Below are 22,370 nucleotides of genomic sequence, written 5' to 3'. Positions count from 1 at the left end.
GTCCTTACCCCCGCAGAAAGTCAGGGTACACCTGCAGGCACACGGGCGCCTGCAGCTCCACGCTGGCGCCGGTGGGGGTAAGGCGGCCGGTTTGGGCATCAGCAAAATATGTCACGATGGTATCGGACTGCTGGTGCGCTACTAGCACAATGCGGCCGCTGGTGTCGAAGGCAAAGCTGCGGGGCGTTTTGCCGGGCAGCATTACGTGTTCTACCAAGCGCATGCGGCCACTACCCTCCTCCAGGCTGTAAACCGCCAGGCTGTTGTGGCCGCGGTTAGAGCCGTACACAAACTTGCCGTTCGGCGAGACGTGCACATCGGCGCAGGCATTCCACCCCGAAAAGCCCTCGGGCAGCGTCGAAATGGTCTGGATTTCAGTGAAAGTGCCCTCAGCGGCGTTGTACGCCAGAGCCGTTAGGGTGGAGTTCAGCTCGTTGATGAGGTAAGCGCGGGGCTGGGTAGGATGGAAGGCAAGAATGCGCGGCCCCGCACCAGGCTTGGCCTGAAAAGCCGGCGTGGGCCGGATCTGCCAGGTGCCACGGGCGGCATCCAGGGCGTAGGCGTACACGGTATCGGTGCCTAAGTCCACGGCAAACACAAACCGTCCGGCGGGGTCGGGCAGCAGGCAGTGAGCGCGGGCATGGGGCTGGTCTTTGTGCGGGCCGCTGCCGGTGTGCTGGCCCGTAGCCGAGGCCGGTTGCAGGCGGCCATCGGGCCCAATGGGCAGGGTGCCAACCGAGCCGGTACCGTAGTTGGCCACCAGCGCGTTGCGGCCCGAGGCATCGAGGCTGATGTAGCACGGAATGGTGCCCGCCGAGGCCTGCTGGTTTAGTAGCGTTAAGCCGCCGCTCTGCTTATCAATGGCAAATGCACTCACGCCTCCATTAGGCGTGCCCTGAAAATTATCAACTTCATTCACGGCGTAGAGGTAGCGGCGCCGGGCATCTACGGTCAGAAACGAGGGACTGGCTCCGCCTTTGGCGCCCGTTACGCGGGTTAGCACTCCAGTATCGGGGTTGAGGCGGTAGAGTACAATATTTTCCTGGTCGGCGGGGCCATAGGTGCCCACATACACTAGGCTAGATTGCCGTGTGGCACTAGCCCCCGTGCGGGCGCAAGCCGCCAGCAGGGCACTGCCAGCTAGCCCAAATCCAAGGGTGTACAAGAAATTGCGGCGGCTAGGATTGGATACGGACATAACAAGTAGGAAAGGTGAGCACGGGAAGTAGGATCAGTAGCGTAAAAATGAGGATATAAATGCAACAATGCCTAGTGTGCCGCAACGCCTGGTAGCAATCCGCGTCCTTGGGCGCTACCTTGCTACTTAGCGTTTTTCCCTTTGCCGCCTCTATGATAAAACAACTACCCTCCCGGCTGGTGCTGGCCGCTGCCTTGGCGGGCGCGTCGGTGCTTAGTGCCTGCAACTCCTCCGATAAGCCCACTTCCGGCACGCCCGAAACCGTTGATGCGGACTTCGACCGGTACAAGCAGCGCTTCATTGACTCCTTGTGGTATTATAACCCCGAGTGGGCCTCCTCGGCCGGCTACCACCGCTACGATTCTCTGCTGGTGATACCCACGGCCGGGCGCCGGCAAACGGAAGCGGCGGCTTTGGCGCGGCGCCGCCAGGAAATGGAAATCTTCCAGGTCGAAAAGCTTTCTACTAACAACCAAACCGACTTCCGCCTGCTGGAAAACTACCTGCAGTCGGCCCGCTTTTACGCCGATACGCTCCGCGACTGGCAGTGGAACCCGGCGGGCTATAACCTGGGCTCCTCGGTAGCCGAAATCCTCAATGGCCGCTACCACCCCCTGGAGCGCCGGCTACTGGCCATCAGCAACAAAATAAGCCGCTCGGCCGATTACTACGAGGCCGCTAAGCAAAACATCCGGACGCCCACCCGCGAGCACACCAACCTAGCTATTCGGCAAACCAAAGGCGGGCTGGAAGTATTTGGGAAAGCGCTGCAAGACTCGGTAGCGAAATCGGGCCTGACGGCGGTAGAAAAGAAAGACCTAACCGACCGCATTGCTACTACCAGAATGGTGATGGATGGCTACCTGCGCTTTTTGCAGCAAGAGGTGCTGCCGGCCGGTAAATTCCGCAGCTTCCGCATTGACAAGCCGCTCTTCGACCGCAAGTTTGCCCTGGATATTCAGTCCAGCTACTCCGCCGATGAGGTGTACCGCAAAGCCCAGCAGCACCGCCAAGAACTGCTCCATGACATGGGCAAGCGCGCCGCACGGCTCTGGCCTAAATACTTCCCTGGCCAGCCGGCACCTACTGACTCACTGGCTCTTATCAAGCAGGTTATCGGAAAGCTTTCTGAGCAGCACGCTACCCCCGCTGGCTTTGTGCAGGCCGTACAGGACCAGATGCCGACGCTTGTAAAGTGGGTGGATGACCATAAGCTGCTCACCCAGGACCCTACCAAGCCGTTGGTTGTCCGTGAGACGCCGCTGTATATGCGCGGTAGCGGCGCTGGTGCCAGCATCTCGGCGCCCGGCCCCTACGACAAAGCAGCCAATACCTACTACAACATAGAGCCCCTCACGGGCTGGCCCGCCGCCCAGGCCCAAAGCTACCTGCGCGAGTACAACCAGTACACGCTCCAGATTCTTAACATCCACGAAGCCATTCCGGGGCACTATACCCAGCTGGTGTACGCCAACCGCAGCCCCTCGCTGGTGAAGTCGATTTTTGGCAACGGTGCCATGATTGAGGGCTGGGCCGTGTACACCGAGCGCATGATGCTGGAAAGCGGCTACGGCGGCAACACCGACGAAATGTGGCTGATGTGGGACAAGTGGAATATGCGCGTGACCCTAAACGCCATCCTCGACCATGAGGTCCACGTCAACAATATCTCGGAGCAGGCCGCCGTGGCTATGCTGCAGCGCGATGGTTTTCAGGAAGAAGCCGAGGCCCGCAACAAGTGGCTGCGCGCTACCCTAAGCCAAGTGCAGCTCAGCAGCTACTTCACGGGCTCCTCTGAAATCTATGATTTGCGCGAAGAGCTTAAGAAAAAGCAAGGCGCTGAGTTTGACCTTAAGCGCTTTCATGAGCAGTTCCTGAGCTACGGCAGCGCCCCGGTAAAGTACATCCGGCAGATGATGCAGAATAATAACTAGTGCGCCTGCCTTCTCGTTAAAAAACCAAAACCAGCCTTGGAAAGGAATTTTCTGGGGCTGGCTTTTTGTCTGCAGGAGAAACCTCCACGTCGGCTTTTTTACGCAGCTGATCCTATGATTCTCCACCACTACCTGTTGCATGAAAGTTATTGACACCAACGATGAGGGCCTGCGCACCCTCGTCCACGATTTCCCCCGCGTACTAGCCAAGTTCACGTCGAAGAACTGTCCGATTTGTGACCTGCTGACTCCGCCCTTCGAGAAGATGTCCGTTGACCCTCGCTATGGCAATACCACTTTTCTGCGCCTGAATTCCGACGAAAACCCGGTGGCTCGCAAAATGATGGCTACGAAAGTGGCTCCGTTTTTTGTGGCCTACTGCCGCGGCCGCCTCACGGAGTGCGACACGCTGCAAACCGAAGAAGAAGTACAGCTGATGCTCACGAAACTGCAAAACTGCTCTGATACCACTTTATAACGCCGCCGCACCTAGTGTTTACTAGGGTGCACTGGGCCGCGAAGCCACATTGGGAAACCCGATGTAGTTTCGCGGCCATGTTTTTTATCTTATCTAAAGTTCTGGATTTTTTGCTGTCGCCGGCGGTGTGGCTGGTGGCACTGCTGGTGCTAGCGGCCCTGTTGCGGACTTCGCGCTGGGGCAAACGCTTGCTGCTGGCGGCGCTTGGGCTGGCCCTGGTTTTCACGAATGGTGCGCTCATCAATGAGGTAATGCTGGCCTGGGAAGTGCCGCCGGTGCGCCTCTCGAAGCTGGGCCACCACGATGCTGCTGTGCTGCTTACGGGCATAACTGGCGGGCGCAAAGCCCCCCACGACCGGGTATACGTAACCCAGGGCGCAGACCGCCTGCTGCACACCCTGTGGCTGTACCGGGCCGGGCGCGTGCGCGACATCATAGTTTCGGGTGGCTCCGGGGCTTTATCTGGGGTGAAAACACGCTCCGAGGCCGAGGAACTCCGGATTCTGTTGCGGCTGGCTGGAGTGCCGCCCCAGGATATTCTGCTGGAAACGGAAAGCCGCAATACCCGTGAAAACGCCCTGAACACTAAGGCCCTGTTGGCCCGGCACCCTGAAATCAAGTCCATCGTGCTGGTTACCTCCGCCTTTCATGAGCGGCGTGCCCTAGGGTGCTTCCGGAAGGTAGGCCTGCGCCCGGTGGCTTTCCCGGCCTCGTACTACTCCACTGACCGCCAACCAACACTTTCCTACTGGTTGGTGCCTAGTGAAGAGGCCTTCCGACTATGGAGTATACTGCTGCACGAACTATCGGGGTATGCTGTGTACCGCCTGCTAGGGTACGCCACGTAGCCAACCGTTGCTCCTGGTTCTGGCCTTATACCGGGCTAGTGGGTTGGGCGTGGTGCTGCAGCCACTGCTCAAACTCTGTGGCCACAATGCGTTGCCCTGTGATACCGGTGCTGGCATCAGAAGCCAGGAACATAATGGGCCGCGCCAGTACGGTGGGTGGCAATAAGGTGCCGCGCTGCTCAAAGCTCTCGGGAATCATGCCGGTTTCGGTGGCGCCGCCGGGTAGCAGCATGTTCACATCAATGTGAAAGTCGCGCAGGTCTTCGGCCATAATCAAGGAAAGCGACTCGGCACCGGCGCGGGAAGGTCCGTAAGGAATGAAGCCTTTGCGCTTCATGGTGTCGTGATTCATTGAGATGTTCACAATTTTTCCCCGGCCCTGGGCTACCAGCAGCGGCGCAAAGCCTTTCGCCACCAGAAAATAGCCCGTCAGGTTGGTGTCGAGCAGGTCGCGGAAACCGGCGGCGCTAACTTCATAAAACGGCTGCGGGGTCGTGAGAAAATTAGGGTTGACGGTGCGCATCCCGATGCCCGCATTGTTCACCAACATATCTAGCCCGTCCCAGTTTGCGCGCACCCACTCCACGGTAGCCGCAATAGAGTCTTCGTCACGTACATCCAGCACGCGGGCCGATACAGGGCCTGGCAGGTGCTCAAGCCGAGAAATAGCCTCGTCGAGGGAGTGGCGGCTGCGGGCGGTAATCAGGACGGTGGCGCCGGCTCCGGCTAGGGCCTGCGCCATGGCAAACCCCAGGCCGCTAGAGGCACCGGTAATAACAACTTTCTTTCCAGTAAGTGAGGTAGGCTCCATGCGGTAAACTTGGGTAGAAAGGGGGAAGGCTCGGTATCTGTACGATAGGGAGGTGAGCGGAAGATGTACCAGGCCATAAACTTTTCCGGCCCGCCCCAGGTTTTACCAGCTTCCGCCGCACACTAGAAGCACACGTTGGCCCTTGTTGCCTAGGGTATGTTACGGCATCAACCCTAGCGCGCGCAGCGGGGCCCAATGCTGTACTCGGCATTCTACCTTGATTTACATCCATGACTACATCTCAGCTAGCCAATCTGCCACTTTCTGTGCTCGATCTGGCGGCCATTTTACAGGGCCAGACGCCCGCCGATACCTTCCAGCATAGCGCGCAGCTGGCCCAGCACGCCGAACAGTGGGGCTACACCCGCTACTGGCTGGCCGAGCACCACAATATGGCCAGCATTGCCAGCTCCGCCACCGCCATCCTGATTGGGCATATTGCGGGCGCCACCTCTACTATCCGGGTGGGCTCGGGTGGTATTATGCTGCCCAACCACGCCCCGCTGGTAGTAGCCGAGCAGTTCGGGACGCTGGCCTCGCTATACCCGGGCCGTATTGACCTGGGGCTGGGCCGGGCCCCGGGCACCGACCAGGTAACGATGCAGGCCCTGCGCCGTGACGCCCGCAACTCGGTCAACGACTTCCCCGAAAACGTGCAGGAGCTGCGCACGTATTTGTCGGCGGAAAACCGGACGGCCAAGGTGCGCGCCGTGCCCGGCGAAGGGCTGGATATTCCGGTGTGGCTGCTGGGCTCCAGTACATATAGCGCGCAGCTAGCGGCCATTTTGGGCTTGCCGTTTGCCTTCGCCAGCCACTTTGCGCCTATCTACTTAGAGGAAGCCCTGCGCCTGTACCGCAGCAACTTCCGCCCCTCAGCGCAGCAGGCCACGCCGTATGCCATGGCCTGCATTAATGTTATTGCCGCCGACACCGATGCGGAAGCCGAGCGCTTGGCTACCTCCTTCTATATGTTTGCGCTAGGTATCATTCGGGGCACAACCCACCCGCTTCAGCCACCCATTGAGACGATGAATGGCTACTGGACCGACTACGAGGAAGCCGCCGTACGCCAGATGATGACTTACGTGTTTGTGGGCGGCCCCGAAACCATAGCCCGCAAGCTCGACGCCTTTATCACCAAAACCAAGATGAGCGAGCTGATGGTGGTGTCGCACATTTTCGACCCTGCCGCGCGCTTGCGCTCCTATGAAATTCTGGCGGAGCTAAAAGGGCAGGTGGCGGCGCCGTTAGCTGCTGCGCAGCCAGTGGGCGCCTAGCCCTCACACAGCCGCAAGCTGGCTTTGCGCTAAGCGCCACTATACCAAAACACCCGGCTCTGTAGTCGGGTGTTTTTTGTTGGGGCCGAGGCGTGGGGTTTGACTTGCTCCGGAGGCTAGTGATAGGCGGGGCGTGCCGGTTTCGGGGTGGGAAGTTTATCCAGCGCCAGAATCTGGTCGCGGTAAGATGGGGGCAGCAGCAGGGTTTTCACCCATTGGCTGAGGGTTAGGTGCTGGGTGTGGCGGTACAGCGGCACAATGGGCTGTAGCCAGGAGCGGGAACCTAGCTGGAGCAACTCCCGCACTAGTTTGGGCGCCACCAGGCGCTGGCCTTGCAGCAACAAATGGTAGCGTAACGGGCCCAGGTGTTTTCGGTATTGCTGGTACAGGTCGGTGGTGAAGCGGCTGGGCGCTAGGTCCTGGGTGAGGTGCAACTCTCGGTCAGTGAGCCAGGCAGAGTAGGTAGTGGGTAAGTCCGGAATGCCCATGCGCTGGCCAACCCGCCCAAATACCTCAAACACTTCCGCCCGTTCGGCCACCGTCATGGGCCGTTCCAGCAGCTCAAAGGCCCGAATGGAATAGTCGATGAGCATGTATAGCACGTCGCGGTAGGCCCAGTCCGGAATGCGCTGGCCCCGCTGCGCTTCTACAGCCCCATGAATGGCCGCAATGGTGTCAATAGCCCGCTCGGCGCCGGCTCGGTTGGCAAACACAATCTGGCGGGCGTACTCTACGGTAGAGAACAGTCGGGCCAAGGGGTCGGCGGGAAGGCGGCCCGTGAAGTACAGCCAGTCAACGGCCTTGTTCACGGCAAACTCGGCGGCGGCGCCGGCAAACACAAACAACACAATATCGGCCTTGCCCCAAATAGTGCGCACCACCGAATCTTTCGCAACGAAATACTCCATATTCTTCTACCTGCTTCTGAAACTACCAACACCAACCCATTACAGTAGGTGCTTATTCTGAATGGGATGAGTGAGTTGTTTAGCTATATCCGAAGTAAGCCCATCATGCAGATCCAGCAGTCGGCATGACATTCCTGTGGTTAAGTGTTCAACTTATTTTAGTTATTTGTTGTATTGCAAATAACTTTGAATTGCAAAGTAAACATAATATTGCCAGTTATCTATCCGCTTATCATGGTTAGTAGAAATAGGGTTGGGTATGGGCTGCTCCTGGCCCTGACGATGGTGCTGGGCCTGGCATCTCGCCGGTTCGGGGCATCACTTCCTGCCTGGGTAGCAGCCTATGCCGGCGATACGCTATGGGCACTGCTGGTTTTCTGGCTGGTGGGAGTTTGCTGGCCTCGTTGGCCTAGTAAACGGGTTGCGGTGCTGGCTGCCGGGTTTGCCGTTGCCATTGAGTTAAGCCAGCTCTTCCAGGCGCCGTGGCTACGTGCGCTGCGGCACACAACGCTGGGCAGCCTGGTACTAGGCCATGGCTTTTTGTGGAGCGACCTGCTGTGCTACGCAGTGGGAGTACTCGTTGGGCTAGGAGCAGAGCGGTTGTGGCTGCCCGAAAATGCAAGCCAAACTCCGTCATAATCAGGCAGCCGTACGCCAGTGGTGAGCAAGTGGCCTAGCGAGGGGCCTACTAAAAACAGAACGTCATTCCGAGCGCAGTCGAGGAATCTCGCGTGCTGATGTTGTACTGGTAAATCAACATCAGCACGCGAGATTCCTCGACTGCGCTCGGAATGACAGTTACTTTGGTAACGTCAGTTAAGCGAGATGCTTCGGTCCTTGGCTGAATGCGCTGCTGCTCAGCAGGACAATACTACTGCACGCGAGATAGAGCAGATGAAGCTCAGGAAGACCAGCGGCTTCCTACATGTTACTACCCCCGCCTGAGCCGCCAAGTGGCCTCGGCTGGGGGCAAGGGGTTTGCACAACTGCGGGGGCTAGTACTTACTCCACTTTTTTCTTGGCTTCAGGAGCGCTTTCCTTGGCTATCCAAACTGACTTTTGGTTGACGAACTCCCGAATGCCCAAGTGAGAAAGCTCCCGGCCGTAGCCCGACTTTTTCACGCCGCCAAACGGCATTTCCGGCGCTGACTTCACCATGCTATTCACGAACACCGCGCCGGCCTCTACGCGCCGCGCCAGCTCTTGGCCGCGTTGCACATTGCGGGTCCAGATGGAGCCACCCAGGCCAAAGCGTGAGTCATTGGCCAGCCGGATGGCATCATCGGCGTCTTTAGCTTCCAGAATAATGGCCACGGGCCCGAAGAACTCCTCTTCGTAGGCGCGCTGGCCGGGCTTCACGTGGCTAAGCATCATGGGGCGGAACAAGGCCGTGCCAGGCTTGCTCTGGCCGCCATACAGCTCCACTTTGGCGCCTTGCTTCACGGAGTCTTCTACCTGCTTGGTGAGCTCATCGGCCAGGTCGGGGCGGGCCAGCGGGCCGTATTGCGTGCTTTCCTCGAGCGGGTCGCCGGTGCGGAACGCGAGTAGGTGCGTTTTCATTTGGGTCACAAACTCCTTCACTACCTTCTTTTCCACGATAAACCGCTTGGCCGCAATGCAGCTCTGGCCGGCGTTAATCATGCGGGCCTGGGCGGCAGTTTTGGCAGCCAACTCCAGGTCGGCATCGGCCAGCACAATAAAGGCGTCGGAGCCGCCCAGCTCCAGTACTGTTTTCTTGATTTCGCGGCCGGCCGTAGCGGCCACCTGTGCACCAGCCGGCTCCGAGCCGGTGAGCGTTACGGCCCGTACCCGGTCGTCTTCAATCAGCTTACTTACCAGGTCGGAGCCGATGAGCAAGGTGCGGAAAGTGGCAGGAGGGAAGCCGGCGTCGTGGAAAATCCGCTCCAGGGCCAGGGCGCACTGCGGCACGTTAGAAGCGTGCTTGAGCAGGCCCACGTTGCCGGCCATAAGGGCGGGCGCGGCAAAGCGCACCACCTGCCAGAACGGGAAGTTCCAGGGCATTACGGCCAGCACCACGCCAATGGGCTCGTGGGCAATAAAGCTGAGCTGGGCTTCGGTCTTGATTTCTTCGTCGGCCAGAAACTGCTCGGCGTGGTCGGCATAGTAGTCGCAGGTGAGGGCGCATTTCAGTACCTCAGCCCGGCCATCTACAATAGGTTTGCCCATTTCAATGGCCATCAGGCGGGCCAGCTCATCCTGCCGCTCGCGTAGCAGGTCGGCGGCGCGGTGCATCAGGCGGCTGCGGTACGAGAAGGGGGTAGTGCGCCACTGGCTGAAGGCACGGTGGGCCTGGCCCAGAATGCGCTCTGTTTTAACCCAGCTAAAGGCACGAAAGCGGCGCTCTACGCGGCCGGTGTAGGGGTTGAAAGATTCAATGGCCATAGGAAAAGGAAAGGAATAGGAACTTAAGTGAAAGAGTAGCAACCGGTAAGCCAGCCCTGCTAAACAAGCCTGCTAGGCCAATGGTTAAGCTCAACCGCGGCAACTTCGGCCCGGCAAGGGGCGTAGCAGCAGAACGATAGCGCTTACTATATACTTTGTTCTGTAGCAGCGCGCCGAAATTTAGCTTTATCCTGTACTTTCGTTCCATCTGTGGGGCGGCTACCTGCCGCCTTGCCTCCCTTAGCTGCTGCCCGTGTCTGTTCCTACTCCTGAGTCGGCTGCCCTTGAAACTGAAGTTCTGCTTGTGCAACGTTTGCGCGACCGGGACGAGGGCGCTATGACCATCTTCTACGACAAGTACTCCACAGCCCTTTACGGCGTGATACTGCGCATTGTAAAGAAAGAAGAAATTGCCGAGGACGTGTTGCAGGAGGCCATGGTTAAAATCTGGCACTCCTTTCCCTCCTACGACGCCAGCAAAGGCCGTTTGTTTACCTGGGTGATGAACGTGTGCCGAAATTTAGCCATCGACAAAATCCGCTCGCGAGAGTACCGCGTAGGTAGTCGTACGCAGCCCATCGAAGAAAGTGCAGCGCTGCGCCAGGCCGCCGAACCTTCGTTCCGGCCTGAGCACATTGGTTTGCAGGAAATGACGCGCCAGCTGAATCCGGAGCAGCGGCAAATCGTGGACCTGCTTTATTTCGGCGGATTTACGCAAAGTGAAGTGGCAGAAGAACTCAGTCTTCCGCTGGGCACCGTGAAAACCCGGGCCCGGGCGGCTATCAAAGTACTCTCTAAACTGATTCGGTAATCGTGAACATACAGGAGTATATCGAATCTGGTATCCTTGAGGAGTACGCCCTGGGCGTGCTTAGCGAGGCCGAGCGCGCTGACGTAGAGCGCGTCGTACGGGAACACCCGGAAGTTTCCCAAGAACTCAGCAACATTACCCTTACTCTAGACGCCTACGCTGAAGCGCATGCCATAACGCCTCCGGCTGGTATGCGGGAGCGGGTGCTACAAGGCTGGCAGCAGGCCATTCAGGCAGCGCCGGTGCCCGTAGCGGCAACGCCCCGCATGGTTGCCTCGGCTCCCGAGCCTAGTGCCCCAGTAGCACCGGCTCCCGGTGAGGCTGTAGTACGCCAGATGCCTGTGGAAGACGCCGGCCGCTCTCGTACCCGCTGGATGATTGCTGCCTCGGTAGCCTTGCTGGTGCTGAGCGCCCTAGGCAACTACTTGCTCTATAACCGCCTGAAACAAACTGAAGCCAGCCTCGAAGTAGCCCAAACGCAACAGTCGCGCTACGCGGCTACCCAGCAGGCGGCCCTCAACGAGCGTGACCAGCAACTAGCAGTACTGCGCAGCGCGGCTTTCCGGGCGGTGGAGCTGAAAGGCACACCCAAAGCCCCCGAGGCCTTGGCCCGCGTGTACTACAACGCCAAGACGAAAGCCGTGTATGTGGATGTCCGCAACTTGCCTGCCCTGCCCTCCGGCAAGCAGTATCAGCTCTGGGCTCTTGATAATGGCAAGCCCGTAGATGCCGGGGTGCTGGCCTCTACTACCGCCGCCGGCGACAGTATTCAGCAGATGAAAGACATTGCCAGCGCTCAGGCCTTTGCCATGACGGTAGAGGATGAAGGCGGGGTAGCATCACCCACGCTGAGCACCATGACGGTTATCGGCAACATCTAGCCTAGTGGCTGATTAGCACTACAGCGAGGAGCAGGCAGCCCAGGCAGCCTGCTCCTTGTTTGGCATAAGGAGTGCTGTTTTGGTGTATCTTCCGGCCTACTTTACTCTTATTCCCGTGCACGGAACCATCTTCACGCTCTTAAAACGCTATGTTCAGACGCAGTATGACCATAGCACCTGGCTGCGGCTACTAGAGGCTTCCGGGCTGTCGGCTACCGACTTCGACCACAAGGAGGTGTACCCCGATGAGCACATGTACCGGTTGGTAGGAGAGGCCGCTGTCATGACGGGCCTTTCGGCCGACGAGCTCCACGAGAAGTTTGGCGAATACTTAGTGCCAGACCTGATGTACATGTATCAGAAGCTGGTGAAGCCGGAATGGACCACTCTGGATATGCTAGAGCACACAGAAGGAACCATGCACAAGCAGGTGCGCAGTGAGCACGTGCAGAATGCGCCACCCGTACTGAACGTAACCCGCGTTTCGCCCGATGAACTGTTTATCGACTACGTGTCGGCGCGGCGTATGGGCGCGCTGGCCGTGGGCATTGTGCGCGGCATTGCGGCGCACTACGATGAAGCCGATGCAATACTGGTAGAACCCACCACCAGCGAAAATGGCGAAAAAGTCCGGATTCGGGTGCGGCGCATAAAACCATAGGTTGGGTTTGCGCTTTGCAGTGGGGTAGTAGCTTACGCTGCACCGGGCCGGAAAATCCAGTTGCTGCAGTCCTTCCGTTTATCTTCTAAAGCACACGTTTTATGAGCACGTATTATAACCCCGCCGACTTGGCCAAGTTTGGCAACATCACGGAGTGGCAGCCTGAAATGGGCAACAAGTTCTTTGCCTACTACGCCGAAGTATTCAAGGACGGCGCCCTCACGGAGCGCGAAAAATCCCTGATTGCCCTGGCCGTGGCACATGCTGTGCAGTGTCCCTACTGCATTGATGCCTACACCACCGACTCCTTGCAAAAGGGTGCCGATGAAGCCCAAATGATGGAAGCCGTGCACGTAGCCGCGGCCATTAAGGGCGGCGCGGCGCTGGTACACGGCGTGCAGATGATGAACAAAGCCAAAGAGCTGAGTATGTAATAACCACCGGCGAAGAAGCCTGCGATGGCAAGAATACCGAACCGGCTCCCTCGTTAAGTAGTTAGTAACTCATGACCAAGTCTCTTCAGGCCCGGCACGCCCCGCTCTCCGATACGGCCTACCAGCTCACTGTGCTCACCCAGGCCGATGTGGAAGGTGCGTATCTGCCTTCCTTTGCCAGCAAGCTGCGCGAAAGCGGCCTGCTGCCGTTGCGCGCCACGGGCCTGAGCGTGATGCAGCTGAACGTGGGCAAAATGTGCAACCAAACCTGCCGCCACTGCCACGTAGATGCCGGGCCCGACCGCACCGAAATCATGACCCGCGAAACCATGCAGCTGTGCCTGGATGCGTTGGACCAAACAGAGATTGAGGTAGTAGACCTGACGGGTGGCGCGCCCGAAATGAACCCCGATTTCCGGTGGCTGGTGGAGCAGATATCGGCGTTGGGGCGCGAAACCATTGTGCGCTGCAACCTCACCATCATTGTGGCCAACCCCAAGTACCACGATTTGCCGGAGTTTTTTGCCCGGCACCGGGTGCGGGTGGTTTCGTCGTTGCCGCACTTCTCGGCCGGCCGCACCGATGCCCAGCGCGGCGACGGGGTGTTTGAGCGTTCCATTCGGGCCCTGAAAATGCTGAACGCCGTGGGCTATGGCGTAGAAGGATCGGGCCTGAGTCTGGACCTAGTGTATAACCCGTCGGGGGCGTTTATGCCCGGCAGCCAAGCCGGCCTGGAGCGCGAGTTTAAGCAGCGGCTGGGGCGGGAGCATGGCATCGTATTCAACAACCTGCTCACGATTACCAACCTGCCGGTCAGCCGGTTTCTGGAATATCTGCTGGAAAGCGGCAACTACGAAAGCTACATGGCCAAGCTCGTAGATGCCTACAACCCCGTAGCGGCCGCCAACGTCATGTGCCGCACTACCCTCAGCATTGGGTGGGATGGGCAGCTTTATGACTGTGACTTTAACCAGCAGCTAGACCTAGTAGTGGAAGCCAGTGCCCCGCAGCACATTCGCGACTTTGCTTACGCGCCTCTTGCTGAGCGTGCTATTGTCATCAATCAGCACTGCTACGGCTGCACGGCCGGCGCCGGCTCCAGTTGCGGCGGCGCTACCACCTAGTAGCAGTGCCCTACCGTGCTTACCCATCTTCGGTGGCTACCTATATGAAGCGAAGCACCAGCCTGCTGCTGGGGTTTCTGCTGACTACGGCCCTTACGGCCTGCGGCCAACAGAAAACCGACGCACCCCAAACCCCTGCCATGTCGGCGTACGACCAGATGCTGCGCGTGCTTTACAAGCAAACCGTGCCGGTGGTGCAGCCCGCCGCCCTAGCCCATGATTTGCAACAAAGCCCCCAACAAGTGCTGCTCCTGGATACGCGCAGCCGCGCCGAGTTTGGCGTAAGCCATCTGCGCGGCGCCCGCTTCATCGACTACGACCATTTTCGGGAAACCGACCTGCGCCAGATTTCGCGCACCCAACCGATTGTGGTGTATTGCACCGTAGGAGCACGCAGCGAGCAGGTAGGAACTTGGTTGCAGGAGCAGGGCTTTCGGAATGTGCGCAATTTGTACGGGGGTATTTTTCAGTGGGTGAACGACGGGCTAGGGGTTGTGAATGCGCAAGGTCCTACCACCAAGGTGCACCCGTATTCTGTGCTGTGGCGCCCTTGGCTGAAACAGGGCGTCGCGAGCTACGAGTAACGACGTATCCGGTTTACTAGGTACTTCTCGTCATTAAACCTGTTCATCTTCAGCTCCTGTTACCGCTTCCTTGCTACAACGTGCTCACCTTATCTTGTTTGCCCGGTACCCGGAGCTGGGGCGCGTAAAAACCCGGTTGGCCGCCGATATTGGCGCGGAAGCAGCTTTGGCCGTGTATAAGGGGCTAGTAGCGCACACGCGGGCCCAGGTAGCTCCGCTGGATGTGCACAAAACTGTATGGCTGGCTGAGGCCGGCCCTTTGGCTGACTGCACCGAGCCCTGGCCTGACTACGAGCAGCAACCTCAGCCGCCCGGCGACCTGGGAGCCAAAATGCAGGCCGCTTTCACCCACGACTTCGCCCGCCAGGCTACGGCAGTAGTTATCATCGGTACTGATTGTCCGGGCCTGACCACGGCTCATGTAGCGGAAGCATTTGCGGCCTTGCAAACCCACGATGTGGTGCTGGGCCCGGCCCTGGATGGCGGCTATTACCTGCTCGGAATGAAGCACCTGTGGCCGGAGCTGTTTCAGCAAAAAGCCTGGAGCACCGATACGGTACTCGCCGATACCTTGGCCGATGCCGCCCGCCTGGGGCTGCGGCCCTACCTGCTGCCCGAACTACAGGATATCGACACCGGTGCCGACCTGCTCGCCTGGCAGCAGCAAACTAAGCAGAACATTTAGGGCCGGTTTGCGCGTATTGTAGCCCACTCACTCGTACGCCGATCCTCTGCTTCATGCGCCATGCCTTCCTCGTATCTGTTACTTTCCTGACTGCCTCCGGGCTGCTTTCCTGCCGCCCGGAGCCGGAGCAGAAAGCGGCAGTACAGCCCGCGTCGGCACCTTTGGCAAGCCCGCTAACGCAGCGGGGTGGGCCGTTTCAGCAGCAGTGGGCTATGGATAAGCTCTGGGAAGATGGCAAAGCCGAGGTAGCCACCTATGCCGCTGAGCGCATGATATATGGTGAGGCCCGCCAGTTTGAGTACACCCTGATTACGGTAAAGGAAGAGTTTAATCAGGAGTTCAACGTCAAGACGGATGATTACACGCGCAAAGACAAATTTCCCGTTATCAAGGTCAACCAGTTTTGCAGCATTCCTACCGATAAGTACCCGTATCACTTCCTGACCTCGTTGTTCTTTCGGCGCGACCAGCCCATTCAGCTGCACAAGCTGACCAGCTCCTCGCAGGAGTGGTGCGGCAACACGTTCAAAGCCGTATCCGACAACGGGTTGCAGTATCAGCAGAGCTATTCTTCGTACTGGGATGGGCAGGGCACCGGCCAGCGCCAGCTGCGCCGTGATGCCCTGTTTGAGGATGCCTTGCCGTACACCTTGCGCACGCTTCGCTTTGCACAGAAGCCTACATTCACTACCCACATCTACGAGCTGCAGCAAACCAACCAGGCCGCCGTGCCCCGGCTCTACAAGGCCCAAATTCGCACCGAGGATGCCCAGACGGCTGATACGCCGCAGCCCGCTTGGCGTGTAGTAGTAGTGCTTGATGAGAAAAAGCAGAACACGTACTGGTTTGCCAAAGAGTACCCCAACCTGCTGCTGCGGCAGGCCACCTGGGACGGGCGCTCATTGCTGCTGAAGCAGGTAAGCCGGTACGCCTACTGGTCTCAAACCCCACCCGCCATCGCTCCTCCGGACACAGCTACGGTACCTGATCGGGCCTCCTGAGGCTAAACCGGCCTTGGCGCCAATCGAGGCCTAATACGCCCAGCACTACCATATACTCCAGCCCCACCAACCACAGGTTCTCGGTGTAGGTGCTGGTTTGATACGCAGCATACGACAGCCCCACCACTCCCGACCATACCAGCGCGTAGCGTAGCCGGGTAAACACGCTTAGCATCACCAGCGGCGCGATGTACCACGGATGTACAGTTGTGGCCAGCAGAAAATACAGCGTGAGCAGCAGCAGTAAGGCCCGCGGCAACGAGGCCCAGCTGGGGCGCCGCTCCAGGAACGCTATGGCCAGTCCGCCTGCTGCCGTGGCCAGACCTAGTGCTGGCCCTAGGCTTGCTATTGTGTTGTACCCTTTCAGCCACTGTCCCACGGCCCGGAGCAGGTAGTAAAAACTGGCATTAAACTCAAACGAGCGGAAGTACAGGCTCAGGCTGTTGCCAATATGGCGGCCCAGCTCCGCGGAAAGAAAGGGCGCAAACAATACCACCAGCCCAGCTCCCAAGGCTACTACAAACAATGCCAGCCCGCGCCAGCTCAGGCGGCGCAGCAGTAACGGAAGTAGCAGCAGCGGCAGCAGCTTGGTGGCAACCGCCAGCGCCAGTGCGCCGCCCGCTGCCGCCCGTTGCCCCCGCGCCAGCAGCCAGAACACCAGGAGCAGAAAGCAGATGACCAGTGCCTCGAAGTGTACATTGCCAGTCAGCTCTAGTATCACCAGCGGATTAAGCAGGTACCACAACGCCTGTTGCTGAGGCAATCCGAACCGCCTTAGCAGAGCTAGTAACAAGGCTGCAGAAGCAGTTTCAACCAGCAGAATTACTAGCCGTAACACCACCACAAAGCCCTGCTCAGAAGTTGGAAAAAGCGTGGCTGCCAAGCCAAATACCGCTTGGCACACCGGCGGATATACGGAATAGTAATGTGGTGAATTCAGGCGCGGATACCAGTTGCGCAACTGCTCCAGAACGGCAGGTGGCACGGCTCCTGTACTAGTTGTCGTCTGGGGTTCAACCGCTTTATCAATCAATTCATCGGGCCGAAACTGGAAGGGATTCAGGCCGTGCGTCACGAGAGTGCCATCCCAGCGGAAGCGGTGATAATCGTCGGAGAGCTGGGGTAGCGCCGGGAGCCAGAGCAGGCGCAGAAGCAAGGCCAGTACTAGGCCTTGGCGGAGCGGCAACTCGCTTTTTACTAGTCCAACATACGCCCCAAAGGCCACGGCCACTAACCCTAGCAGCAAGCCAAAACTGGTGCGCGGAGTGGCATACGCCAGCAAGCTGTAAGCGCCCGCACTCAACACAATCAGCAGGCTGCGACTAGCAAAGCTCACGGGCAAGGCAATAGAAGGAAGTGGAAAATCAGAAAGAAACCCTGCCGAGAGGCATCAGGCCGCGTGGCGCCAGGAGTAGTAAAATACCAGACCGTAACCCGTGGCCAGCAGCAGATGCGTAGGCAAAAGCCCGTACTCCTGCAGGTAGATGCCCGCCCCGATGCCCCCCACAAAGTACAAAAACAGCAGCCCCTCTAGCAGCGTGAGGCCACTGCGCAGCCGGCTGGTGCGGTACCGGGTTTGCCAGGCACTTTGCCCCTGGAGCAAGCCTAGCTTCGGGGTGCGGATAAAGGCCGTGCGCTGACCCATAAACCCCAGCACCACGGCCCGTGCGTTGTGTAGCCCCAGGCCCATGGAGAAAGCCAAAAACAACAGCAGGTGCGCCACAAACCCCGGCCCCGAGCGAAGTTGCCGGTCGAGAGCGGCGCGCTGCCAGGCGGTCCGGAAGTAAAACACCAGGGGTACTAACGTAACCAGAAACAAGGAGGCCATATAGAACGCCGGCCGCAGCTCCGGCACCCGGGCCCGCACCACCACGAGCGGCACACTCAGCACCGATAGTAGCAGAATGGCCACGAATACTGAGCTGTTCAGCAAATGGAACGTAGCCTGCAAACGGGTGCGCCACGGGAAAGCAGAGCGCCACACTGCGCCCAGGTGCTTGCGGGCGGTTTCAGCGCCGCCCTTGGTCCAGCGGAACTGCTGCGACTTAAGGGCATCCATGGCGGCCGGCAGCTCGGCGGGGGCCGCTAGGTGCGGTAGGTAGCGGAAGTGCCAGCCCCGCAGCTGGGCCCGATAGCTCAGGTCTAGGTCTTCGGTTAGCGTATCGGCGTGCCAGTTGCCGGCATCCTCAATGCAGGCGCGGCGCCAGATGCCGCCCGTGCCGTTAAAGTTCAGGAAATGTCCGCCGGCTTCGCGGCCCACCTGCTCCACGTAGAAATGCGCATTTAGCCCAAACGCCTGCAGCCGGGTGAGCAGGGAGTCCTCTTCGTTCAGGTGGCCCCACCGCGTTTGGACCACGCCGGTGCGCGTGTGTTCCGCGTCATCCAGAAAGAAGTGCGGCACTGCCTGGCTCAGAAAATCGGGCGGGGGCACAAAGTCGGCATCGAAAATGGCAATCAGCTCCCCATCGGTTAAGGTCAGGCCATGGGCTAGGGCACCGGCCTTAAAGCCCGTCCGGTTGGGGCGCCGCACGTGGTCGATGCACAGGCCCTGGGCCCGGTAGTGCGCCACACGGGCCGCGGCCAGCGCCACGGTTTCGTCGGTAGAGTCATCGAGCACCTGAATATGCAACCGGTCGGGTGGGTAGCTCAGGGCCGCGCAGGCATCAATAAGGCGTTCCACTACATACAGCTCATTGTAAATAGGGAGCTGAACCGTCAGGCGGGGCCAGGTAGCTGGTGGGGCCGGGGTGGGGTGGGGAGGAGCCGCATACGCTTGGCGTGCCAGTCGCGTAAGCTGCCACTGTGCCACGCTAAATCCCAGCAGCAACAGCAGGCACAGGCCATAGAGCACTACCAGCAACAGGGACAAAACAAGCATTACGCGAAGAGAAGTAGAACTAAAGAAGCGGGTTGTAGCCGGGGCAAGGGCTAGTGAAGCAGAAAGGGCACAGGTTATAAATACCGGAAAATCGTCCAGAGAATTTTATAGCCAGCCCCCAGCGTCCCCTTCACCGTGCCTGAAACTTTACTGACCCCAATGCGGCGGCGGTAGCGCACCGGCACCTCGGTGCAGCGTAACCCCAGCTTCGCGGCTTTTAGCTGCATTTCTACTGTCCAGCCATATGTGGTATCCTGCATGCCAATACGCTGCAACGCCTCCCGCCGGATTGCCCGAAATGGCCCCAGATCCGTGAACTTGGCCCGGTACAGCAGGTGCAGCAAGCTAGTGGCCAGCCAATTACCGAAGATTTGCTGGGGCAGCATGGAGCCGGATTCCCGCTCACCCAGGGCCCGCGAGCCGATTACTAGGTCGGCTTCCTGGCGCAGCAGCGGCGCTACCAGTTGCGTCATATCGGCGGGGTAGTCGGAATAGTCGCCATCCAGAAACACCACAATATCAGGCTGCTCCGGAGCCGGCCGGTTAAAGCAGCGGGCCATGCCGGCCAGGCAGGCGTGGCCGTAGCCGGGGCGCGGCTCGTGCACTACCGTAGCGCCGGCCGCCGCCGCCACAGGCCCCGTCTGGTCTGAGGAGTTATTATCCACCACAATCACCTCCCGCACCAGCCCGGCCGGAATTTCAGCCAGCACCCGGGCAATGGATTTCTCCTCATTATATGCCGGAATGATGACGTCGATGACGGGGGGAAGCGGCGCAGTAGAGACGGTCATGAAATTACAGCTTGAGCCCGCAAAGATGCGCAACTGTGCTGCTTTCCTCTTCACGACGCGCCCACAAACCTACTGGGCTCGTCAAATGAACTGCGTCGTAATGAAACAAGGCAACATTTTCTAGAGTTAGTATTATTGAACCTTGCGCATATGGCGCACTCTGGACCTCGCTATTGAGTGTTCGGGCTTACCATTTGTACGTTTGTGGCTGTTGCAGAGCCCTTGCTCTTGTAAGGCTACCAACTAGTACCCCACGAGTTTACTGCCTTGCCATTACCTGTTGTTATGAACACATTGCCTGATTCCCTTATTCCGCCCGACGACCAAGAGCGGCTCCAAAGCCTGCACTACTACCAAATAACTAACACAACCCCCGAGCGCATTTTCAACGAGTACGTGGAGCTGGCTGCGCAGGTGTTTAACCTGCCAATTTCTTTGATTTCACTGATTGATGAGCACAAGGTCTTTTTCAAGGCCAACCTAGGTTTGCCTGGCCTGGAGCAGTTACCCCGCACTGATAGCTTGTGCTCGGCGGCCATTCTGCAGAATCAGGTGCTGTCCTATAAGGATCTGAACGAGAATAGCTGCCGCCTGATTAACCCCGATACAGCTCAAGAAGCGGGGTTGCGCTTTTATGCCGGCGCTCCGCTGCACATGCCTGATGGCAGCAACATTGGCACCATGTGCATCATTGGGCGGGAGCCACGTGAAATTACCCCCGGCGAGGAAAAGCTGCTGATGGCTCTAGCGGAATTGGTTAGCCTCACCATCTCGCTGCGCCAATACTTTCTTTCCAGCAACCGGGAATCAGACTGGCTCGTGACGCAGGCCGAGATTCAGGAACTGCTGCACGACCAGGCCGCCATGGTCCGCTACCTCACTGCCCGCCTCGGAACCCTCACTTACAATGCGGCGGAGTTGGAAGCGGCTCAGAACCGGCTGACCCCGTTGCGCAACCTGCTCACGAAGCGGCTGGCGGAGTTTGCCGGTGTCCTGACCGAATAATCTGATTATCCCTCGTATTTCCGATTCATGTCCGGTTTGTTTCAGAGCGTATTGGAGCGCGCCCGCCAGGAAAAAAAGCTGTTGAGCCTGCGCACCAGTCATACTGAACCTGGCCGCTTTGCCATAGGCTACGTGTTAAGCTTCTCAGAGGAGGTGGTGATGCTGCGCGTCATCAACCGCGACGGGATGCCCACGGCCATCCAATCGTTCAGTATGATGGATGTGTTTCAGCTGACCTTTAACGACCAGTACACCCGGCACGTAGAGTTCAAGGCCGATAACCTGGATAAAGTGTACGGCGGCATGAAGTCGCCGGCTTTCCTGGACGAGCCCGACCTAACGATGCAGCTGATGCTGGAGCGGGCCCTCCAGGCCGGGCAGCTGGTGAATGTGTACACTCACCTGGGCCTGAATTACTACGGTTACGTGCGCCAGTTAAGCCCGGAACAAGTCTTGTGGAGTGCTTCAGCGAGTACGGCACACCCGATGGGCTGACTGTATTTCGCCTCGAAGACATCCGCAATTTTATCTGGAGCAACGAGGATACCCGCGTGCTGGAACTACGCCTGAAACAGAGCGGCGCCGCCCAAGGCTAGCCCCTCCCCAGCCTCAAACCCCTGGGTACTGAGCGCAGGCCTACCAACTCTTTCCCTATGTCCAAATTCTTGTTCGGCCTAGTATTCACCCTGGTGCTACTGGCTTCCACTGCACAGGCTCAAACCGCAGCGCCCGCTTCCTTGAACGCTACCCTCGAGGGCTACGAGTACCCGTATCCGGTAAAGTATTTGTCGCTTTCTCTGGAAAGCCAGCCGGTGCGCATGGCGTATATGGAGGTAGCGGCCGGCCGCAAAGCCAACGGCCGCACCGTGGTGTTGCTGCACGGTAAAAACTTCTTCGGAGCCTACTGGCGCGAAACCATCAAGGCCCTGGCCGCAGCCGGATTTCGGGTTGTAGTACCCGACCAGATTGGCTTTGGCAAGTCAGATAAGCCAGTAATTCAGTATTCGTTTCATCAGCTGGCCCACAACACCAAACGCCTGCTAGATACGCTGGGCGTGAAAAAGGCCGTGATTGTAGGCCACAGCATGGGCGGCATGCTGGCCACGCGGTTCGCCTTGCTGTACCCGGAAATCACGGAAAAGCTGGTGCTCGAAAACCCCATCGGGCTGGAAGACTACCGCCTGGGTGTGCCCTTCCAGACGGTTGACCAAACCGAAGCCACCGAGCTGAAAAGCTCTGAAGAAAGCATCCGGAAGTACCACGCCACATACTACCCCCACGGCTACCCCAAAGCCCATGACGAGTGGCTGCTGCCCCTGGCCGCCCAAACCCGCCACCCCGACTTTCCGAAGGTTGCCCGCGCCAACGCCCTCACGTTTCATATGATTTACCAGCAGCCCGTGAGCTACGAGTTCAGCCGCGTAACAGTACCCACGCTGCTCATCATAGGGCAGGACGACCGTACGGTGGTGGGCAAAGGCCTGATTAAAGACCCGGCGGTACTTGCTAAAATGGGCCAGTACCCAGAGCTAGGCCGCCGCACCGCCGCGCAAATAAAAGGTGCCAAACTGGTTCCACTAGCCGGTGTAGGCCACATTCCGCACCTGGAGGCACCCGCCAAGTTTCAGGCGGCGCTGCTGGCGTTCCTGAAGTAAGAG

Annotated in this window: 24 protein-coding genes; 17 read left to right on the top strand and 7 right to left on the bottom strand. The window is 58.9% G+C overall.

The window, feature by feature from the left end; translation table 11 throughout:
* Window positions 1–4 precede the first annotated feature (4 nt).
* Window positions 5–1,198 (bottom strand): lactonase family protein, encoded by a 1,194-nt coding sequence (locus ACYVHC_RS02750; RefSeq protein WP_460612131.1) that lies wholly within the window; start codon window positions 1,196–1,198, stop codon window positions 5–7.
* 152 nt (window positions 1,199–1,350) lie between these two features.
* On the opposite strand from ACYVHC_RS02750, the gene ACYVHC_RS02745 reads away from it, so the two are divergent.
* The 3 genes from ACYVHC_RS02745 to ACYVHC_RS02735 all read left to right on the top strand — a co-directional run bounded on the left by ACYVHC_RS02745 (window position 1,351) and on the right by ACYVHC_RS02735 (window position 4,458).
* Complete coding sequence (locus ACYVHC_RS02745) at window positions 1,351–3,132, top strand: DUF885 domain-containing protein (protein ID WP_460612130.1); 1,782 nt, start codon at window positions 1,351–1,353, stop codon at window positions 3,130–3,132.
* A 139-nt stretch (window positions 3,133–3,271) separates the two neighbouring features.
* Entirely contained in the window at window positions 3,272–3,610 is a 339-nt protein-coding gene (locus tag ACYVHC_RS02740) for a thioredoxin family protein (RefSeq protein WP_460612129.1), read from the top strand.
* Window positions 3,611–3,687: 77 nt separating this feature from the next.
* A complete protein-coding gene (locus ACYVHC_RS02735; RefSeq protein WP_460612128.1) occupies window positions 3,688–4,458 on the top strand; it encodes a YdcF family protein in 771 nt (256 codons plus the stop codon).
* Window positions 4,459–4,483: 25 nt separating this feature from the next.
* On the opposite strand, the gene ACYVHC_RS02730 is transcribed toward ACYVHC_RS02735, so the two are convergent.
* Window positions 4,484–5,269, bottom strand: coding sequence for an SDR family NAD(P)-dependent oxidoreductase (locus ACYVHC_RS02730; RefSeq protein WP_460612127.1), 786 nt, complete (start codon window positions 5,267–5,269; stop codon window positions 4,484–4,486).
* A 230-nt stretch (window positions 5,270–5,499) separates the two neighbouring features.
* On the opposite strand from ACYVHC_RS02730, the gene ACYVHC_RS02725 reads away from it, so the two are divergent.
* Window positions 5,500–6,546, top strand: a complete 1,047-nt coding sequence (locus ACYVHC_RS02725) for an LLM class flavin-dependent oxidoreductase (RefSeq protein ID WP_460612126.1) — start codon at window positions 5,500–5,502, stop codon at window positions 6,544–6,546.
* 116 nt (window positions 6,547–6,662) lie between these two features.
* On the opposite strand, the gene ACYVHC_RS02720 is transcribed toward ACYVHC_RS02725, so the two are convergent.
* Window positions 6,663–7,454: an oxygenase MpaB family protein gene (locus ACYVHC_RS02720; protein WP_460612125.1), complete on the bottom strand. Its 792-nt coding sequence runs from the start codon at window positions 7,452–7,454 to the stop codon at window positions 6,663–6,665.
* A gap of 234 nt (window positions 7,455–7,688) precedes the next feature.
* On the opposite strand from ACYVHC_RS02720, the gene ACYVHC_RS02715 reads away from it, so the two are divergent.
* Window positions 7,689–8,093, top strand: coding sequence for a ribosomal maturation YjgA family protein (locus tag ACYVHC_RS02715; RefSeq protein ID WP_460612124.1), 405 nt, complete (start codon window positions 7,689–7,691; stop codon window positions 8,091–8,093).
* A gap of 363 nt (window positions 8,094–8,456) precedes the next feature.
* Here the strand turns inward: ACYVHC_RS02715 and ACYVHC_RS02710 are convergent, their stop codons facing one another.
* A complete protein-coding gene (locus ACYVHC_RS02710) occupies window positions 8,457–9,857 on the bottom strand; it encodes an NAD-dependent succinate-semialdehyde dehydrogenase (RefSeq protein ID WP_460612123.1) in 1,401 nt (466 codons plus the stop codon).
* A 253-nt stretch (window positions 9,858–10,110) separates the two neighbouring features.
* Between ACYVHC_RS02710 and ACYVHC_RS02705 the strand changes: the two genes are divergently transcribed.
* From ACYVHC_RS02705 to ACYVHC_RS02670, 8 genes are all read left to right on the top strand, one after another.
* Window positions 10,111–10,668, top strand: a complete 558-nt coding sequence (locus ACYVHC_RS02705) for an RNA polymerase sigma factor (protein WP_460612122.1) — start codon at window positions 10,111–10,113, stop codon at window positions 10,666–10,668.
* A 2-nt stretch (window positions 10,669–10,670) separates the two neighbouring features.
* The gene (locus ACYVHC_RS02700) at window positions 10,671–11,549 is read left to right on the top strand and encodes an anti-sigma factor (protein WP_460612121.1); all 879 of its coding nucleotides are present in this window, start codon (window positions 10,671–10,673) and stop codon (window positions 11,547–11,549) included.
* Between the two features lie 115 nt (window positions 11,550–11,664).
* On the top strand, window positions 11,665–12,210 hold the full coding sequence (locus ACYVHC_RS02695; protein WP_460612120.1) for a heme NO-binding domain-containing protein: 546 nt from the start codon (window positions 11,665–11,667) through the stop codon (window positions 12,208–12,210).
* A 101-nt stretch (window positions 12,211–12,311) separates the two neighbouring features.
* The gene (locus ACYVHC_RS02690) at window positions 12,312–12,644 is read left to right on the top strand and encodes a carboxymuconolactone decarboxylase family protein (RefSeq protein ID WP_460612119.1); all 333 of its coding nucleotides are present in this window, start codon (window positions 12,312–12,314) and stop codon (window positions 12,642–12,644) included.
* Between the two features lie 71 nt (window positions 12,645–12,715).
* Window positions 12,716–13,768 carry a radical SAM/Cys-rich domain protein gene (gene arsS, locus ACYVHC_RS02685; protein ID WP_460612118.1) on the top strand — a complete coding sequence of 351 codons (1,053 nt, stop codon included), beginning with the start codon at window positions 12,716–12,718 and terminating at the stop codon, window positions 13,766–13,768.
* Between the two features lie 44 nt (window positions 13,769–13,812).
* Entirely contained in the window at window positions 13,813–14,352 is a 540-nt protein-coding gene (locus ACYVHC_RS02680) for a rhodanese-like domain-containing protein (RefSeq protein WP_460612117.1), read from the top strand.
* 70 nt (window positions 14,353–14,422) lie between these two features.
* Window positions 14,423–15,037 (top strand): TIGR04282 family arsenosugar biosynthesis glycosyltransferase, encoded by a 615-nt coding sequence (locus ACYVHC_RS02675; RefSeq protein ID WP_460612116.1) that lies wholly within the window; start codon window positions 14,423–14,425, stop codon window positions 15,035–15,037.
* Between the two features lie 53 nt (window positions 15,038–15,090).
* Window positions 15,091–16,038 (top strand): hypothetical protein, encoded by a 948-nt coding sequence (locus ACYVHC_RS02670; RefSeq protein WP_460612115.1) that lies wholly within the window; start codon window positions 15,091–15,093, stop codon window positions 16,036–16,038.
* Here ACYVHC_RS02670 and ACYVHC_RS02665 read toward each other — a convergent pair.
* The 3 genes from ACYVHC_RS02665 to ACYVHC_RS02655 all read right to left on the bottom strand — a co-directional run bounded on the left by ACYVHC_RS02665 (window position 16,013) and on the right by ACYVHC_RS02655 (window position 19,707).
* A complete protein-coding gene (locus ACYVHC_RS02665; RefSeq protein ID WP_460612114.1) occupies window positions 16,013–17,374 on the bottom strand; it encodes a glycosyltransferase 87 family protein in 1,362 nt (453 codons plus the stop codon). The genes ACYVHC_RS02670 and ACYVHC_RS02665 overlap by 26 nt on opposite strands.
* A gap of 54 nt (window positions 17,375–17,428) precedes the next feature.
* Window positions 17,429–18,916 carry a glycosyltransferase family protein gene (locus ACYVHC_RS02660; protein WP_460612113.1) on the bottom strand — a complete coding sequence of 496 codons (1,488 nt, stop codon included), beginning with the start codon at window positions 18,914–18,916 and terminating at the stop codon, window positions 17,429–17,431.
* 74 nt (window positions 18,917–18,990) lie between these two features.
* Window positions 18,991–19,707 carry a glycosyltransferase family 2 protein gene (locus ACYVHC_RS02655; RefSeq protein WP_460612112.1) on the bottom strand — a complete coding sequence of 239 codons (717 nt, stop codon included), beginning with the start codon at window positions 19,705–19,707 and terminating at the stop codon, window positions 18,991–18,993.
* A gap of 285 nt (window positions 19,708–19,992) precedes the next feature.
* On the opposite strand from ACYVHC_RS02655, the gene ACYVHC_RS02650 reads away from it, so the two are divergent.
* From ACYVHC_RS02650 to ACYVHC_RS02635, 4 genes are read left to right on the top strand one after another with little or no spacing between them, the layout of a single operon-like run.
* Window positions 19,993–20,712, top strand: coding sequence for a GAF domain-containing protein (locus ACYVHC_RS02650; RefSeq protein WP_460612111.1), 720 nt, complete (start codon window positions 19,993–19,995; stop codon window positions 20,710–20,712).
* Between the two features lie 27 nt (window positions 20,713–20,739).
* Entirely contained in the window at window positions 20,740–21,207 is a 468-nt protein-coding gene (locus tag ACYVHC_RS02645; protein ID WP_460612110.1) for a hypothetical protein, read from the top strand.
* Window positions 21,168–21,308, top strand: a complete 141-nt coding sequence (locus ACYVHC_RS02640; RefSeq protein WP_460612109.1) for a hypothetical protein — start codon at window positions 21,168–21,170, stop codon at window positions 21,306–21,308. The genes ACYVHC_RS02645 and ACYVHC_RS02640 overlap by 40 nt, the downstream gene beginning before the upstream one ends.
* Before the next feature lie 57 nt (window positions 21,309–21,365).
* The gene (locus tag ACYVHC_RS02635; protein ID WP_460612108.1) at window positions 21,366–22,367 is read left to right on the top strand and encodes an alpha/beta fold hydrolase; all 1,002 of its coding nucleotides are present in this window, start codon (window positions 21,366–21,368) and stop codon (window positions 22,365–22,367) included.
* The last annotated feature ends 3 nt before the right edge of the window (window positions 22,368–22,370 follow it).

The organism is Hymenobacter seoulensis (assembly GCF_054780535.1).
Note: the sequence above shows the minus strand (reverse complement) of the source record. Positions and strands in the feature narration are given on the sequence as shown.

Bases quoted from the DNA above. Each gene is read 5' to 3' on its own strand.
- ACYVHC_RS02690 (WP_460612119.1), top strand. From the start codon at position 12,312: ATGAGCACGTATTATAACCCCGCCGACTTGGCCAAGTTTGGCAACATC.
- ACYVHC_RS02745 (WP_460612130.1), top strand. From the start codon at position 1,351: ATGATAAAACAACTACCCTCCCGGCTGGTGCTGGCCGCTGCCTTGGCG.
- ACYVHC_RS02670 (WP_460612115.1), top strand. From the start codon at position 15,091: ATGCGCCATGCCTTCCTCGTATCTGTTACTTTCCTGACTGCCTCCGGG.
- ACYVHC_RS02680 (WP_460612117.1), top strand. From the start codon at position 13,813: ATGAAGCGAAGCACCAGCCTGCTGCTGGGGTTTCTGCTGACTACGGCC.
- ACYVHC_RS02715 (WP_460612124.1), top strand. From the start codon at position 7,689: ATGGTTAGTAGAAATAGGGTTGGGTATGGGCTGCTCCTGGCCCTGACG.
- ACYVHC_RS02735 (WP_460612128.1), top strand. From the start codon at position 3,688: ATGTTTTTTATCTTATCTAAAGTTCTGGATTTTTTGCTGTCGCCGGCG.
- ACYVHC_RS02710 (WP_460612123.1), bottom strand. From the start codon at position 9,857: ATGGCCATTGAATCTTTCAACCCCTACACCGGCCGCGTAGAGCGCCGC.
- ACYVHC_RS02655 (WP_460612112.1), bottom strand. From the start codon at position 19,707: ATGACCGTCTCTACTGCGCCGCTTCCCCCCGTCATCGACGTCATCATT.
- ACYVHC_RS02730 (WP_460612127.1), bottom strand. From the start codon at position 5,269: ATGGAGCCTACCTCACTTACTGGAAAGAAAGTTGTTATTACCGGTGCC.
- ACYVHC_RS02635 (WP_460612108.1), top strand. From the start codon at position 21,366: ATGTCCAAATTCTTGTTCGGCCTAGTATTCACCCTGGTGCTACTGGCT.
- ACYVHC_RS02660 (WP_460612113.1), bottom strand. From the start codon at position 18,916: ATGCTTGTTTTGTCCCTGTTGCTGGTAGTGCTCTATGGCCTGTGCCTG.
- ACYVHC_RS02645 (WP_460612110.1), top strand. From the start codon at position 20,740: ATGTCCGGTTTGTTTCAGAGCGTATTGGAGCGCGCCCGCCAGGAAAAA.
- ACYVHC_RS02750 (WP_460612131.1), bottom strand. From the start codon at position 1,198: ATGTCCGTATCCAATCCTAGCCGCCGCAATTTCTTGTACACCCTTGGA.
- ACYVHC_RS02740 (WP_460612129.1), top strand. From the start codon at position 3,272: ATGAAAGTTATTGACACCAACGATGAGGGCCTGCGCACCCTCGTCCAC.
- arsS (WP_460612118.1), top strand. From the start codon at position 12,716: ATGACCAAGTCTCTTCAGGCCCGGCACGCCCCGCTCTCCGATACGGCC.
- ACYVHC_RS02725 (WP_460612126.1), top strand. From the start codon at position 5,500: ATGACTACATCTCAGCTAGCCAATCTGCCACTTTCTGTGCTCGATCTG.
- ACYVHC_RS02720 (WP_460612125.1), bottom strand. From the start codon at position 7,454: ATGGAGTATTTCGTTGCGAAAGATTCGGTGGTGCGCACTATTTGGGGC.
- ACYVHC_RS02650 (WP_460612111.1), top strand. From the start codon at position 19,993: ATGAACACATTGCCTGATTCCCTTATTCCGCCCGACGACCAAGAGCGG.